General features: G+C 65.6%; 14 protein-coding genes. 11 read left to right on the forward strand and 3 right to left on the reverse strand.

Annotated features, from left to right (window positions below):
* Positions 1-67: 67 nt before the first annotated feature.
* The 10 genes from cysT to BAU07_RS08425 all read left to right on the forward strand — a co-directional run bounded on the left by cysT (position 68) and on the right by BAU07_RS08425 (position 9416).
* Entirely contained in the window at positions 68-928 is an 861-nt protein-coding gene (gene cysT / locus BAU07_RS08380) for a sulfate ABC transporter permease subunit CysT (protein WP_066665080.1), read from the forward strand.
* Positions 925-1842 (forward strand): sulfate ABC transporter permease subunit CysW, encoded by a 918-nt coding sequence (gene cysW, locus BAU07_RS08385; protein WP_066656001.1) that lies wholly within the window; start codon positions 925-927, stop codon positions 1840-1842. The genes cysT and cysW overlap by 4 nt, the downstream gene beginning before the upstream one ends.
* 29 nt (positions 1843-1871) lie before the next feature.
* Entirely contained in the window at positions 1872-2933 is a 1062-nt protein-coding gene (locus BAU07_RS08390; protein ID WP_066656004.1) for a sulfate/molybdate ABC transporter ATP-binding protein, read from the forward strand.
* 78 nt (positions 2934-3011) lie between these two features.
* Positions 3012-3713, forward strand: coding sequence for a phosphoadenylyl-sulfate reductase (locus BAU07_RS08395; protein WP_066665081.1), 702 nt, complete (start codon positions 3012-3014; stop codon positions 3711-3713).
* A gap of 33 nt (positions 3714-3746) precedes the next feature.
* Positions 3747-4655, forward strand: coding sequence for a sulfate adenylyltransferase subunit CysD (gene cysD, locus BAU07_RS08400; protein ID WP_066656007.1), 909 nt, complete (start codon positions 3747-3749; stop codon positions 4653-4655).
* 25 nt (positions 4656-4680) lie between these two features.
* Positions 4681-5976 (forward strand): sulfate adenylyltransferase subunit 1, encoded by a 1296-nt coding sequence (locus BAU07_RS08405; RefSeq protein ID WP_066656010.1) that lies wholly within the window; start codon positions 4681-4683, stop codon positions 5974-5976.
* A 200-nt stretch (positions 5977-6176) separates the two neighbouring features.
* On the forward strand, positions 6177-7385 hold the full coding sequence (locus BAU07_RS08410) for a PA0069 family radical SAM protein (protein WP_066656013.1): 1209 nt from the start codon (positions 6177-6179) through the stop codon (positions 7383-7385).
* Between the two features lie 25 nt (positions 7386-7410).
* The gene (locus BAU07_RS08415) at positions 7411-7743 is read left to right on the forward strand and encodes a hypothetical protein (RefSeq protein ID WP_066656016.1); all 333 of its coding nucleotides are present in this window, start codon (positions 7411-7413) and stop codon (positions 7741-7743) included.
* 311 nt (positions 7744-8054) lie between these two features.
* Positions 8055-8465, forward strand: a complete 411-nt coding sequence (gene rplS, locus BAU07_RS08420; RefSeq protein WP_066656019.1) for a 50S ribosomal protein L19 — start codon at positions 8055-8057, stop codon at positions 8463-8465.
* A 228-nt stretch (positions 8466-8693) separates the two neighbouring features.
* Entirely contained in the window at positions 8694-9416 is a 723-nt protein-coding gene (locus tag BAU07_RS08425; protein WP_066656022.1) for a CoA pyrophosphatase, read from the forward strand.
* A 19-nt stretch (positions 9417-9435) separates the two neighbouring features.
* On the opposite strand, the gene rsgA is transcribed toward BAU07_RS08425, so the two are convergent.
* Both rsgA and BAU07_RS08435 read right to left on the reverse strand, forming a co-directional pair.
* A complete protein-coding gene (gene rsgA, locus BAU07_RS08430) occupies positions 9436-10272 on the reverse strand; it encodes a ribosome small subunit-dependent GTPase A (protein ID WP_066665083.1) in 837 nt (278 codons plus the stop codon).
* Between the two features lie 176 nt (positions 10273-10448).
* On the reverse strand, positions 10449-11699 hold the full coding sequence (locus tag BAU07_RS08435) for a M48 family metallopeptidase (protein WP_066656024.1): 1251 nt from the start codon (positions 11697-11699) through the stop codon (positions 10449-10451).
* 58 nt (positions 11700-11757) lie between these two features.
* On the opposite strand from BAU07_RS08435, the gene orn reads away from it, so the two are divergent.
* Positions 11758-12303 (forward strand): oligoribonuclease, encoded by a 546-nt coding sequence (orn, locus tag BAU07_RS08440; RefSeq protein ID WP_066656026.1) that lies wholly within the window; start codon positions 11758-11760, stop codon positions 12301-12303.
* On the opposite strand, the gene paaX is transcribed toward orn, so the two are convergent.
* On the reverse strand, positions 12269-13237 hold the full coding sequence (paaX, locus tag BAU07_RS08445) for a phenylacetic acid degradation operon negative regulatory protein PaaX (protein WP_066656028.1): 969 nt from the start codon (positions 13235-13237) through the stop codon (positions 12269-12271). The genes orn and paaX overlap by 35 nt on opposite strands.
* Positions 13238-13383: the final 146 nt, after the last annotated feature.

The raw sequence follows: 13383 nt of genomic DNA on the forward strand, positions 1-13383 counted from the left end.
GATAGGGGGCATCGCCCCGGAAACGGCCCGCCCCGCATCGGACGCAGGGGCGGGCGTGTTGCCGCCCATGTCGGGCGCTTCCAAGCTGGCGAAGACGCCGGTGCGCACGCCACGGGTCCTGCCGGGGCTGAACCTGACGCTCGGCTTCACGGTGTTCTATCTTGGCGTCCTGGTGCTGCTGCCTTTGTCGGCGCTGGTCATCAAGGCCGCGGGGCTGAGTTGGGATGCGTTCGTCGCGGCGGTGTCCTCGCCACGCGTCCTGTCGGCATACCGCGTGACGTTCGGCGCCTCGCTGGTGGCCGCGCTCGTCAACCTGGTGTTCGGCCTGCTGGTCGCCTGGGTACTGGTGCGCTACCGCTTCCCGGGCAGGCGCCTGCTCGATACGCTGGTGGACCTGCCCTTCGCCTTGCCGACCGCGGTGGCGGGCATCTCGCTGGCGGCTTTGCTGGGGCCGCGCGGCTGGATCGGCCACCTGCTGGCGCCGCTGGGAATCAAGCTGGCCTATACGCCGGCCGGCATCGTCATCGCCCTTATCTTCATCGGCATACCGTTCGTGGTCCGTACGGTGCAGCCGGTGCTGGAAGACCTGGAGGCATCGCTGGAAGAAGCGGCCACCAGCCTGGGCGCCACCCCGCTGCAGACCTTCGCGCGCGTCATCCTGCCGGTGCTCGCGCCGGCCTTGCTGACCGGCTTTGCCATGGCGTTCGCCCGGGCTATCGGCGAATACGGTTCGGTCATTTTCATTGCCGGCAATATGCCCATGGTTTCCGAAATCGCGCCATTGTTGATACTGGTCAAGCTCGAACAATTCGACTACGCGGGCGCCGCCGCCATCGGCGCGGTGCTGTTGGGCTTGTCCTTCCTGATGCTGCTGGCCATCAACGGCTTGCAGATATGGCAGCGGCGCGCCTACGGGGGCGAGGCATGATGCCGCGTCTCGCATCGCAGGATAAGGGCGGCGGGCGCCTGGGGCGGGCCGTGCTGGTCGCCAGCGCGGCGGCTTTCCTGATCCTGTTCCTGGTCTTGCCGCTGTGCGTGGTGTTTGCCGAGGCGCTGCGCAAGGGGATCGACGCCTATGTGGCCGCGCTCGCTGCGCCCGATGCGGCCGCTGCCATTGCGCTGACCCTGCTGACGGCTGCGATCTCCGTGCCCCTGAACGTCGTTTTCGGCATCGCGGCCGCCTGGGCGATCGCCAAACACGAGTTTCGCGGCAAGTCGCTGCTCATTACCCTGATAGACCTGCCGTTTTCCGTATCGCCCGTGGTGGCGGGCGTGTCGTACATCCTGGTGCTGGGTGCGCAGGGCTGGCTGGGACCGTGGCTGATGGCGCACGACCTGAAGATCGTGTTCGCGGTCCCCGGCATCGTCCTGGTGACCACCTTCGTCACCTTGCCCCTGGTGGCCCGCGAGCTGATCCCGGTGATGCAGGCCCAGGGCAAGGAGGAAGAAGAAGCCGCAATCGTCCTGGGCGCCGGCGGATGGCAAACCTTCATGCGCGTGACCTTGCCCAATATCCGGTCTGGCCTGGTGTATGGGGTGATTCTTTGCAATGCGCGCGCCATGGGCGAGTTTGGCGCGGTGTCGGTCGTGTCGGGCCATATCCGTGGCCTGACCAACACCATTCCGCTGCAAGTCGAGATTCTCTACAACGAGTACCAGATCCAGGCAGGCTTTGCCGTCGCGTCGCTGCTCGCAGTGCTCGCCCTCGCTACCCTCATTATCAAGACCGTGGTGCAATGGCGCCACGCACGCCTGCTGGCACGACTGGACGAAGCGCCCGCGCTGGCGCTGGCGCCGGCATCGGGCGCCAGTACGGTCGCCTTTCCCGGCACGGCGGGATAGGGCCACGAACATATTCCAGGAAAACAGGCATGGATATCGAGATCAGATCGATCAACAAGCGGTTCGGCACCTTCAACGCATTGCGCGACGTCAACCTGCACATCGACTCCGGCGAGCTGGTGGCCTTGCTGGGCCCCTCGGGCTGCGGCAAGACCACCTTGCTGCGCATCATCGCCGGCCTGGAAACGCCGGACAGCGGCAGTATCTATTTTTCCGGCGAGGACAGCACGGGCGTGCATGTGCGCGAGCGCCAGGTCGGTTTCGTTTTCCAGCATTACGCGCTTTTTCGCCACATGACGGTCTTCGAGAACGTGGCCTTCGGCCTGCGCATCAAGCCGCGCGGCCAGCGTCCCGCCGAAGCGCAGATCAAGGAAAAGGTGCATGCGCTGTTGAACCTGGTCCAGCTGGATTGGCTGGCGGACCGCTATCCGGGGCAGCTCTCCGGTGGCCAACGCCAGCGCATCGCCCTGGCCAGGGCTCTCGCGGTGGAGCCGCGCGTGTTGCTGCTGGACGAGCCCTTCGGGGCGCTGGATGCCAAGGTGCGCAAGGAACTGCGGCGCTGGCTGCGTCGTCTGCACGATGAGCTGCAAGTGGCCAGCGTCTTCGTCACCCATGACCAGGAGGAAGCGCTGGAAGTGGCGGACCGCGTCGTGGTGATGAACTCGGGACGCGTGGAACAGGTGGGCACGCCGCGCGAAGTCTGGGAACACCCGGCCACGCCCTTCGTCTATGGCTTTCTCGGCGACGTGAACCAGATCGAAGGCTATGCCGCAGGCGGCCAATGGCGGGCGCGCGGCGTGTCCTTGCCTGCGCCGGCGTTCGATGGACTGGACGAACAGCGCGCGGTCGCCTATGTGCGGCCGCATGAGCTCGAAGTATTGCCTTACGCGCCGGCGGCCGAAGGCATCGCCGTGAAGCTCAACCACGCGTATCTGGCCGGTCCCAGCGCGCACCTGGAACTACAGCGCGAAGACGGCGCCTTGCTCGAGGCGCAGTTGCCGGAGGAAGACTACCGCAGCCTGGACCTGCGCGAAGGCGCAATGCTGCTGGCGCGTCCACGCCGGGGCCGTATTTTTCCCGCGAGCGCCTGACGGGACGATCACGCGCGCAACGAATCCGACGACAACATGCCTGGCTTGCACATCGATCCCCCCCTCGCCGAGCCGTCCATGCCGGCGGCTGTCCCGCGCTGGGACAGCCTGATAAGGCAGCTCGCCGAGATCGCGCGCCGCCATCCCGACGCTGCGCTGGCCTCTTCCCTGGCCGCCGAGGACATGGTGCTGACCCATGCCATTCATACGGCCGGGGTGCCGCTGGAAATCTTCTCGCTGGATACCGGGCGGCTGCACGCCGAAACGCTGGCCATGCTGGATACCATCGAGCAGCGTTATGGCCGCCGGCCCACCGTGTACCGCCCGGAGCCCGAGGCAATCAAGGCGCACGTGGCGGCCCATGGCGCGTTCGCCTTCTACGAAAGCCAGGACCTGCGCAAGGCCTGTTGCCACATCCGCAAGGTGGAGCCGCTGACGCGCGCGCTGGCCGGTCGCGGCGCCTGGATTACGGGGCAGCGGCGCCAGCAGGCAGCCACGCGCGGCAGCCTGCCCGAGGAAGAGCACGATCCCGTTTTCGGTCTCCACAAGTTCAATCCCCTGGCCGCGTGGACCGAAGACGAAGTCTGGGGCGCCATCCGCATCCTCGGCATCCCATACAACCCGCTGCACGACCGCGGCTACCCCTCCATCGGCTGCGAGCCCTGTACGCGCGCAATCCGCCCCGGCGAGGACGTGCGGGCCGGCCGCTGGTGGTGGGAGTCCTCCGACAGCAAGGAATGCGGCCTGCATGCCGGCAATCGAACCGCCGCCAAGGCCTGACGTAAACGATCGAAGCAAGACGAGACGAAAACCATGTCCATCGTACAAACCCGCAGCCATCTCGATTGGCTGGAGTCCGAGGCAATTTTCATTCTGCGCGAGGTCGCGGCCGAGTGCGAAAAGCCGGTCCTGCTGTTCTCCGGCGGCAAGGATTCCTGCGTGCTGCTGCGCCTGGCGGAGAAGGCCTTTCGTCCGGCGCGCTTCCCATTTCCCCTGATGCACATCGACACGGGGCACAATTTCCCCGAAGTCATCCAGTTTCGCGACGCCCGTGTCGCGCAACTGGGCGAGACCCTGATCGTGCGCAGCGTGGAGGATTCCATCGCACGGGGCTCCGTCGTCCTGCGGCGGGAAACCGATTCGCGCAACGCCGCGCAGGCGGTGACGTTGCTGGAGGCCATCGCCGAATTCGGCTTTGACGCCTGCATCGGGGGTGCCCGCCGCGACGAGGAAAAGGCGCGCGCCAAGGAGCGCATCTTCTCTTTCCGCGACGAGTTTGGGCAGTGGGATCCCAAGAGCCAGCGCCCGGAGGTCTGGAACCTGTACAACACGCGCGTGCACCGCGGCGAGAACATGCGGGTGTTTCCGATCTCGAACTGGACCGAACTGGATGTCTGGCAATACATCGCCCGCGAGAATCTCGCGCTGCCCTCCATCTATTACGCGCATCGTCGCGAGGTGGTGCGCCGCCGCGGCCTGCTGGTGCCCGTCACGCCCCTGACCCCGCCGCTTGCCGACGAACAGGTGGAAACCCTCTCGGTACGGTTTCGCACCGTGGGGGATATCTCGTGCACCTGCCCGGTGGCGTCCGAGGCCGCCGACAACGAGGCCATCATCGCCGAGACCGCGCTGAGCGATATCACCGAACGCGGCGCCACCCGCATGGACGACCAGACTTCGGAGGCGTCGATGGAGCGCCGGAAGAAAGAAGGATATTTCTAATGGCGCCTGGCGCCAGGAGCACCGAATGAATGCAGTGAGCGAATCCTTCCTGCCGGCCGAGACCGCGGTCATCCGCCTGATCACCGCCGGGTCGGTGGACGACGGCAAGTCCACCTTGATCGGCCGCCTGCTGTATGACAGCAAGAGCGTGTATGCCGACCAGCTCGACGCCATCGCCCGTGCCAAGTACAAGCGCGTGGCCGGCGACGGTATCGACTTTGCCTTGTTGACCGACGGCCTGGAGGCCGAACGCGAGCAGGGCATCACCATCGACGTCGCGTACCGTTATTTCGCCACCCCCCGTCGCAAATTCATCATCGCCGACGCGCCGGGCCACGAGCAGTACACGCGCAATATGGTCACGGGGGCCTCCAATGCCGATGTCGCGGTGATCCTTATCGATGCCACGCGCGCCATCGACGGCCAATTGTTGCCACAGACCAAACGGCACAGCACCATCGCGCGACTGCTCGGGATACGCCATGTCGTCGTGGCCGTGAACAAGATGGATCTGGTGTCCTGGGACCGTGCCGTGTTCGAGCGCATCCGCGCCGCCTATGCCGACCTCGCCCACCGTGTCGGCATCGCGCACTTCCAGGCGCTGCCCTTGTCCGCCCTGAACGGCGACAACGTGGTGACGCCATCCGCGCATACGCCGTGGTACGACGGACCGCCGCTGCTCGCGCTGCTCGAGGCGCTGGATCCCGCCGCGGAAAACGGGACCGCGCCCTTGCGTTTCCCGGTGCAGTGGGTGGTGCGCCACGACGGCAGCAGTGCGCAGGACTTCCGCGGCTATGCCGGCCGTGTCGCCAGCGGCACGTTGCGGCGCGGCGATGCCATCGTCGTGCAGCCCTCGGGCATGACCGCGCGGGTGGCTGAAGTGCGCGTGCATGACCGCGCCTTGTCCGCGGCCGTTGCGGGCGATTCGGTCATTGTGGTGCTGGACCGCGATGTCGACGTATCGCGCGGCGATGTGCTGGCTCACGCCGATGCACCGGCGAGCGTAGACAAGGAGTTCGATGCCGAGGTGTGCTGGCTCGACACGCAGGCACTCAATCCCGCGCGGAAATACTTGCTCAAGCAGGGCACGAGGCTGACGAGTGCGCGGATACGCGAGGTGCGCTCGCGGCGCGACATACATGAGTTGCGTGAAGTGGATGTCGAAGGCGGCACATTGGCGATGAACGACATCGGCAGGCTGCGCATCGTTACACGGGATCCATTGGCAATGGATCGCTATGACGAGATCGCGGCCACAGGGGCCTTCATTCTGATCGACGAATCCACCCACCAGACGGCGGCGGCGGGAATGTTGCGCTAGGCCTTGGCTGGCGCGGACACAGCACCGGCCGCGACAGCTCCCCATCGGCCGGAAAGCCTTATCTGGCGCGGTTTTGCGGTAAAGCCACACTGCGAAAAAAACGCCGGTCGAGGTCATCCAACTTGGGGTAAAGTGGGGCGTCGCCGGCGTATTGGCGGCAGGTACTTGCCAGAACTACTGTATGGATGTACAGTAGATTCATGGCGCGTACCGATCATTCCGTTTTTGCCGGTTCTGGGTCCCCGGCTGCCGCCCCCGCCGCCTTGCGCGGTCGGGGTGCGGTTACTAATGTACGGCATCGTTTCCAGCAGGATGACCGCACGGCGGTCGATCCGGCGGTCGATCCGGCTGAACTGGCCGACGAACCCGCGCCCAAGATCGTTCCCATATACCCTGTCCGGCCGTCCGCCGCGACGCCGCCAGGGCCGGTCACCACGGTCGCCGTGGAGCAGGCGCGCAAGCTGCTCTCGCGCAACGATTCACCGGACGTGCCGTTCGACCGGGCCATCAATACCTACCGGGGATGCGAGCACGGCTGCGTCTATTGTTTTGCGCGGCCTACGCATGCGTATCTGGGATATTCCCCGGGCTTGGATTTCGAAACCCGTCTGATCGCCAAGGCCAACGCCGTGGATGCGTTGCGGGCGGAGCTGGGGCGGCCCGGGTATCGCGTGGCGCCCGTCAATGTCGGTTCCGCGACAGACGTCTACCAGCCCATCGAACGCGCCTGGCGCCTGACCCGCGGCGTCATCGAACTGCTCCTGGAAACCGGACATCCGCTGACCATCGTCACGAAGAACGCGCTCATCGAGCGGGATCTCGACCTGCTGCAGGCACTGGCGCGGCGCAATCTGGTCTCGGTCTATATCAGCGTCACGTCGCTGGACGCGGACCTTTCCCGTGTGCTGGAACCGCGTGCCTCGGCCCCTTGGCGACGCCTGCAAACAGTGCGGGCGCTGGCCGATGCCGGCGTGCCGGTGGGCGTGCTCGCCGCGCCCATGATTCCGTTCATCAACGACGAATTCCTGGAACGCATCGTGGAGGCCGCCGGCCAGGCGGGTGCCTATCACGCCAGCTATACCGTCGTCCGGCTGCCCTGGGAAGTCAGGCCGGTCTTCGAGCAGTGGCTGCAAGCCCATTTCCCGGATCGCGCCGACCGCGTGCTGCACCGGATCGAAGACATGCGCGAAGGCAGGCGCAACGATCCTCGTTTCGGTACCCGGATGCGGGGCACAGGAATCTGGGCGGATCTGCTGCGCCAGCGGTTTGCCCTGGCCGTGCGCAAGGCTGGACTGAACCAGCAGCGCCTGCAGCTGGACACCCACCAATTCGTACCTCCGGCTCCGACGCAAGGGCCGGTCTTTTCCCATGGACCAGCGGCCGCGCGGCAGTTGGGTCTATTCGACTGAACGTCGTCTCCCAAGGAGAACTCGCATGAACGTCGCCGCAGAACAACAATTCCCCGCCAAGTGGCCGTTTCCACCCGCGCCGCCGGCGCGACGCAGCTGGGGCCTGCCAGGCTGGAGCCGGTCCGGCCGTGGGCGCGCCACGCCGAGGGCGAACTTCAGCCGTCAGGAGGGCGCCCCGGACGCCTTTTCGGGGGCTTCGCTGGGCGGTCCTGTGTCGGCGGCGGCGTCCGGTCCTTCCGCTGGGATGGCATCCCAAAGCGTCAGCCTGCGGCAAATGATCGTCGATATCCTGCTCGTGGCCATGTGGGGCGCCATGATCCCGGCGCTGATGTGGCTGGGCGCCGCCGCCGGGTTCTGACTACGCCCCGCGGACTTACCTAAGCTGCTGATTTCATGTAAAATGCTGGGTTTGCCAAAACTCATCCTCTGCGTGCGGGCTTCATAACGCAAAAGCGCAAAAGGTGGCGGCAGGTGCGGCGGAACGGAACGGTGCGGGAACCTTGCGATGTGGATTTGATCGCGCGGTTTCAACCTCCCGGTTCCAGCGCATGGTTTATCCCGCCCCGGCAAAACGTCGTGAACAGGCAATACATACGGCAAAGTTAGTACAGGCCCGACATCGGGCCACCTGGCACGGCACCGCACAGAAATGATGATTCCGGAGTTTTCATGAACCTTATCGCTATCCTGGAACAGGAAGAAATCAAGCGCCTGATGGGCGACAAGACGCTTCCGTCCTTCGCCGCGGGTGACACCGTGATTGTCAACGTGAACGTCGTCGAAGGCACGCGCAAGCGCGTGCAGGCCTTTGAGGGCGTCGTCATCGCCAAGCGCAACCGCGGCCTGAATTCGGCCTTCATCGTGCGCAAGATCTCGTCGGGCCAGGCCGTGGAGCGTACGTTCCAGCTGTACTCGCCGCAGATCGCCTCCATCGAGGTCAAGCGCCGTGGCGACGTGCGTCGCGCCAAGCTGTACTACCTGCGCGACCGTTCGGGCAAGTCGGCTCGCATCAAGGAAAAGCTGGTGAGCCGCCAGGCTGCCGCCCAATCGGCCCGCGCCGCCGAAGCCTCAGCGGACTGATCGGGATGACTGGCTTTCCCAGCCGGTCCCCGAGCAGCAAAGGCACCCTCCGCGGGTGCCTTTTTGTTTTCCCCCGAAGGGGCCAGCCGTCTTTTTGTCGGTCTTTTCCGTCGCGGCCCCTTGTGTCGCGCCTCGCGGTATCCTGATGCGGCCTGGCTTTTCGCTCGTTCCCGCTCGCTCTTTTCCTGTTGCCTCAAGTTCCCCGCCTTCCACGCTGCCATACCGACCATGCCTGACCAACCGTCCTCGCGACCGCGCCGTTCCGCCGTCCGGCCTTCTTTCGATGCGGCCGAGCAACCCTGGATCGTTGCCAATGAGGGCCTGCGGGCCCTGCCGCCGGAGGCGCTGACGGCGGATGCGCTGCGGCGCGTCCTGGGGCGCCCGGAAAGCTGGTCCGTGCAAATGCCGCTGAACGACGATAGCCGTTATCCCGGCCGCGAAGGCGCTCCCGTGCTGGCTGCAGTGCTTATTCCCCTGGTCGCGCGGGAGCAGGGCGTGACGGTCATGCTGACGCAGCGCACGGCGCATTTGTACGACCACGCGGGCCAGATCAGCTTCCCGGGGGGGCGAATCGAAGACTCCGACGCCAGCCCGGTCGCCGCGGCCCTGCGCGAAGCGCAGGAAGAGACCGGCCTGAGCGCGGAATGGGTGGACGTACTGGGTACCATGCCGCCGTATCTCACGGCGACCGGCTTCTCCATCACGCCGGTGGTGTCCCTGGTGCGCCCGGGATTCGAACTCGCCCCCGACACTTTCGAAGTGGCCGAGGTATTCGAGGTACCGCTGTCCTTCATCGCCAACCCGGATAACCATCGCCTGCATCGCGTCGAACTGCCCGACGGCCGGGTGCGGCAGTTCTATTCCATGCCATGGGGTGGGTATTTCATCTGGGGAGCGACGGCCGCGATGTTGCGCAACCTGTATTACCTGCTGCGCGGACCGTCGGAATAGCGGTCACCGGCGTGCGGCCTCAATAACGCGGCGCCGCCGCGTTTTCTTCCAGGATGCGCAGATACAAGGCATGACGGGCGCGGTCTATCGTTCCCGCGGCCAACGCCGCCAACACGCCGCAGCCGGGCTCGTGCTGATGCGTACAGTTGTAGAAGCGGCAATGCTCTGCCGGGGCGGTGAATTCCGGGAAGCCGCGAGCGATTTCATCGCGGGTCAGGTGCTGCAGTCCGAAGGCCTGGAATCCCGGGGAGTCGATCAGGTCGCCGCCCTCCGGCAAGTGATACAGGTGCGTGCTGGTGGTCGTGTGCCGGCCCATGTCCAGAGCCGTCGAGTGTTCCCGGGTGGCCGCGTTCGCGTCGGGCACCAGCGCGTTGAGCAGCGTGGATTTGCCCATGCCGCTCTGGCCGAGCAGCAGGCTGACATGCCCCGCCATGTGGGGAAACAGCGCGCGCCGGGCGCTTGCCGTGTCGACGGCGCTGACTTCCAGCACGGGAACGCCCAGCCGGGCGAGCGGGGCCAGTCGGGCACGAGCGTGTTCGAGTCCTTGCGGAATATCGATCTTGTTCAGCACGATGAAGGGGGTGATGCCCACACTCCAGGCGCCGGCCAGCGCGCGCCCGACCAGGTCGTCGGAAAAAGTCGGTTCGGTCGCGACCACGATAAACAGCCGATCCACATTGGCGGCAAACTGCTTGGCGCGCATGTCGTCGGATCGGTAGAGCAGGTTGCTGCGCGGCAGAATGCGTTCGATGGCGCCTTCGTCACGGCCTTGCGGGGCGATTTCCACATGGTCGCCCACGGCGGCGCCGGCTTTCTTGCCGCGGGGATAGCATTGGCGCAGCGTGCCATCCGCCATTTCGACCGAGTAATGCCGTCCATGCGCGGCGACGATACGTCCCGGCAGCAATCCCTGGGATGCACCGCCGCCGGTGCCGCTCGGGTCCCCGGCGGTGTCGGCGCCGGCCTGGACGGGCGGCTTGTCCGCCGGGACGGGGGTTTGCCGCGCAGTGCGGAAATTGCGGTCGTGCCGGCTCATCGAGCGGCCGCGCCGAGATGCCGTATGCGCACGGCGGCCGGTGGGTGGCTATCGTAGAAGGCGGAATGGACCGGATCGGGCGTCAGCGTGGCGGCATTGTCGTCGTACAGCTTGACCAGTGCGGACACGAGCTGGTCGGCCGAGCTCTGGCGCGCGGCATAGTCGTCGGCCTGGAACTCGTCGCGCCGCGAGTACCAGCTGGCGACCGGCGTGAACAGGAAGGTGAACACCGGCACCACCAGGAAGAACAGCAGCAGCGCCATGGCATCGTTGCGACCGTCCATGCGCGGCAGGACGCCCAACTGCTCGTAGAACCAGGGTTGGCGCGCCAGCCACCCCAGCACGGCGAAGAAGCCCAGGGCCACCGCGAAGCTGACCACGATGCGCTTGACGATATGCCGGCGCGCGAAGTGGCCCAGTTCATGCGCCAGCACGGCTTCGATCTCGTCGCCGTTCAGGCGTGACAGCAGCGTGTCGAAAAACACGATGCGGCGCGATTTGCCGAAGCCCGTGAAATACGCGTTGCCATGTCCGGAACGGCGCGAGCCGTCCATGACGAACAAACCGTTGATGGCGAAGCCGCAGCGCTGCACCAGCCGCTGGATGCGGCCGGACAGATCCGCGTCCGCCAGGGGCGTGAACTTGTTGAACAGCGGCGCGATCACCATGGGAAACAGCAGCAGCGTCAGCAGGCTGAAGCCGACCCAGAGGCCCCAGGCCCATATCCACCACAAGCTGCCGGCCTTGGCCATCAGCCATAAAATCGCCGAGGCCAATGGCAGCCCGATCACGGCGGTAAGCAGGATGCCCTTTACCGCGTCCGAAAAAAACAGGGCCGGCGTCATGCGATTGAAGCCGAAGCGCGCTTCCAGCCTGAACTGGCGCCACAAGGTGAACGGCAATTCCAGCGCTCCGAGCAACACGGCCACCATGGTCAGCAGCAGCAACTGGCGCAGGAAATCGCTGTCGGTGACGTGGGCGGCCAGCACATCGATCATCTGCAAGCCCCCCAGCAGGGTCAGCCCGACCAGCACGGCGGCGTCAAAGACGCGTTCGAACATGCCGAGCCGCACGCGAGCGACGGTGTAGTCGGCGGCACGCTGGTGGCTGGGCAGGCCGATCCGGTCGGCGAATTCCGGCGGCACATGGTCGCGATTGCGCGCTACATGGCGGATCTGCCGGGTGGACAGCCAGAGCCTGACGCCGATATCGACCAGCAGCAGTACAACGAACAACAGTGTCAGCATGGGGAGGATCGCCGGCGCGGGCCGATATGAGAAAATCGGGTTTTAAAAGGCAAATTATATGGCTCTGAACGACAACCGCCTGGTTTGGCTCGACATGGAAATGACGGGCTTGGATCCGGAAAAAGAACGCATTATCGAAGTGGCGGTGGTCGTGACCGAGCCCGATCTTACTGTGGTCGCCGAAGGTCCGGTACTGGTAATTCACCAACCCGACGCACTGCTCGACGCCATGGACAGCTGGAACAAGTCCACGCATGGCAAAAGCGGCCTGATCGACAAGGTCAAGGCATCCGCGATTTCGGAGCCCGAGGCAGAGGACATCCTGATTGCCTTCCTGGCGCAGCACGTGCCCGCCGGCAAATCGCCGCTGTGCGGCAACACCATCAGCCAGGACCGGCGTTTCATGTTCCGCTACATGCCCAGGCTGGAACAGTTCTTCCATTACCGCAACCTGGATGTCAGCACGCTGAAGGAACTCGCGCGGCGCTGGCGGCCCGATGTCTACAAGTCTTTCGAAAAGAAAAGCCGCCACGAAGCCCTGGCCGATATCTACGACTCCATCGAAGAGCTCAAGCACTACCGGGAGCATTTCCTGAAGGTGTGACGGGCCCGCCGAATCGTCGCAGCGCGACCGGGGAGAGGGGGCGATAGTCCCCGCCCGCCCGGCCGGCGATCTCGGCCAGATGGATCTCCGACGCGTCGAACAGCGCCCAGTAGACGGTGCGGCATAGCGCTCGTGCCGTGTGTCCCGGCCAGTCGGGCGGCAGCATGCTCGCCGGCAATTGCGGGTCATGCAGGACGATCCGGCGCCACCGGTGCAGCAGCAGCATGCGCGTGGCAAAGGCCGCCGCCGGCTGCGCCGCCTCGCTGCCTTCCTGCAACAGCTTGCCCAGGGACCCGAACTGCCGGATAAACGCCCGGTATTGCTCGGCCAGGCCAGCCAGATCCCAGCACTGCGGCGCCAATTCCGCGAAGGGCAGGGCCGTGGCGCCCGGCAAGTCCCGCGCCGCCAGGACCAGTGCCTTGTCCGCGATATCCAGGGATCGCAGGATGGTCCCCGCGGTATCCGAATGGGCGCAAGGATGGGCGAACACCCCGGGCGCCACCATGCCGAATCCCTCCCATTCCAGGGCCCGCCGCAGTTCGGTGCGTTCGGCCAACCCGTTGTTGCCAGTGCGAGGAACCACCACCACGGTCCAGTCCCCGTTCCACGCTGGCTGCGTGCCGCCATAGATGCGCTGGGCCGCATGCGCCGTACTGCGCACGCCCTGCGGGGCAAGGCGATAGAGGCTGCGGCGGCCGTGGCGCTCCGCATGCAGCCAGCCTTCGGCCACCAGCCGGAAGACGCTGGTGCGCAGCAACCGTTCGTTGATGCCCAGGGGCTGCAAAAGGGCGATCAGGTCGCCCAGCCATATCGCGCCGCCATGCGGTTCCAGCGCGTCTCCCAGCAGGGTGACGCACAGCGATTTGGCGCGTGGAGGATCCGTCTTGAGCAGGCGGGCGGTAAGGCGATCCAGCGCAGAGGCGGCAAGGGCCATGATGGTGCAAGAAGGCCGGGCTTCGGGGCGACCGCCACATGATACATAAATCGGATGTGATACAGAAATACGTTTGACAGACAAAAATCTGTATTAAATAATCGATGCATCATCCGGCGGCCGAAGGGCGGGTTCCGCATCCGCGA

Origin of the sequence: Bordetella flabilis (assembly GCF_001676725.1) — a bacterium.
GTDB classification, from domain to species: domain Bacteria; phylum Pseudomonadota; class Gammaproteobacteria; order Burkholderiales; family Burkholderiaceae_B; genus Bordetella_C; species Bordetella_C flabilis.

Bases quoted from the DNA above. Each gene is read 5' to 3' on its own strand.
- cysT (WP_066665080.1), top strand. From the start codon at position 68: ATGTCGGGCGCTTCCAAGCTGGCGAAGACGCCGGTGCGCACGCCACGG.
- cysW (WP_066656001.1), top strand. From the start codon at position 925: ATGATGCCGCGTCTCGCATCGCAGGATAAGGGCGGCGGGCGCCTGGGG.
- BAU07_RS08390 (WP_066656004.1), top strand. From the start codon at position 1,872: ATGGATATCGAGATCAGATCGATCAACAAGCGGTTCGGCACCTTCAAC.
- BAU07_RS08395 (WP_066665081.1), top strand. From the start codon at position 3,012: ATGCCGGCGGCTGTCCCGCGCTGGGACAGCCTGATAAGGCAGCTCGCC.
- cysD (WP_066656007.1), top strand. From the start codon at position 3,747: ATGTCCATCGTACAAACCCGCAGCCATCTCGATTGGCTGGAGTCCGAG.
- BAU07_RS08405 (WP_066656010.1), top strand. From the start codon at position 4,681: ATGAATGCAGTGAGCGAATCCTTCCTGCCGGCCGAGACCGCGGTCATC.
- BAU07_RS08410 (WP_066656013.1), top strand. From the start codon at position 6,177: ATGGCGCGTACCGATCATTCCGTTTTTGCCGGTTCTGGGTCCCCGGCT.
- BAU07_RS08415 (WP_066656016.1), top strand. From the start codon at position 7,411: ATGAACGTCGCCGCAGAACAACAATTCCCCGCCAAGTGGCCGTTTCCA.
- rplS (WP_066656019.1), top strand. From the start codon at position 8,055: ATGAACCTTATCGCTATCCTGGAACAGGAAGAAATCAAGCGCCTGATG.
- BAU07_RS08425 (WP_066656022.1), top strand. From the start codon at position 8,694: ATGCCTGACCAACCGTCCTCGCGACCGCGCCGTTCCGCCGTCCGGCCT.
- rsgA (WP_066665083.1), bottom strand. From the start codon at position 10,272: ATGGCGGATGGCACGCTGCGCCAATGCTATCCCCGCGGCAAGAAAGCC.
- BAU07_RS08435 (WP_066656024.1), bottom strand. From the start codon at position 11,699: ATGCTGACACTGTTGTTCGTTGTACTGCTGCTGGTCGATATCGGCGTC.
- orn (WP_066656026.1), top strand. From the start codon at position 11,758: ATGGCTCTGAACGACAACCGCCTGGTTTGGCTCGACATGGAAATGACG.
- paaX (WP_066656028.1), bottom strand. From the start codon at position 13,237: ATGGCCCTTGCCGCCTCTGCGCTGGATCGCCTTACCGCCCGCCTGCTC.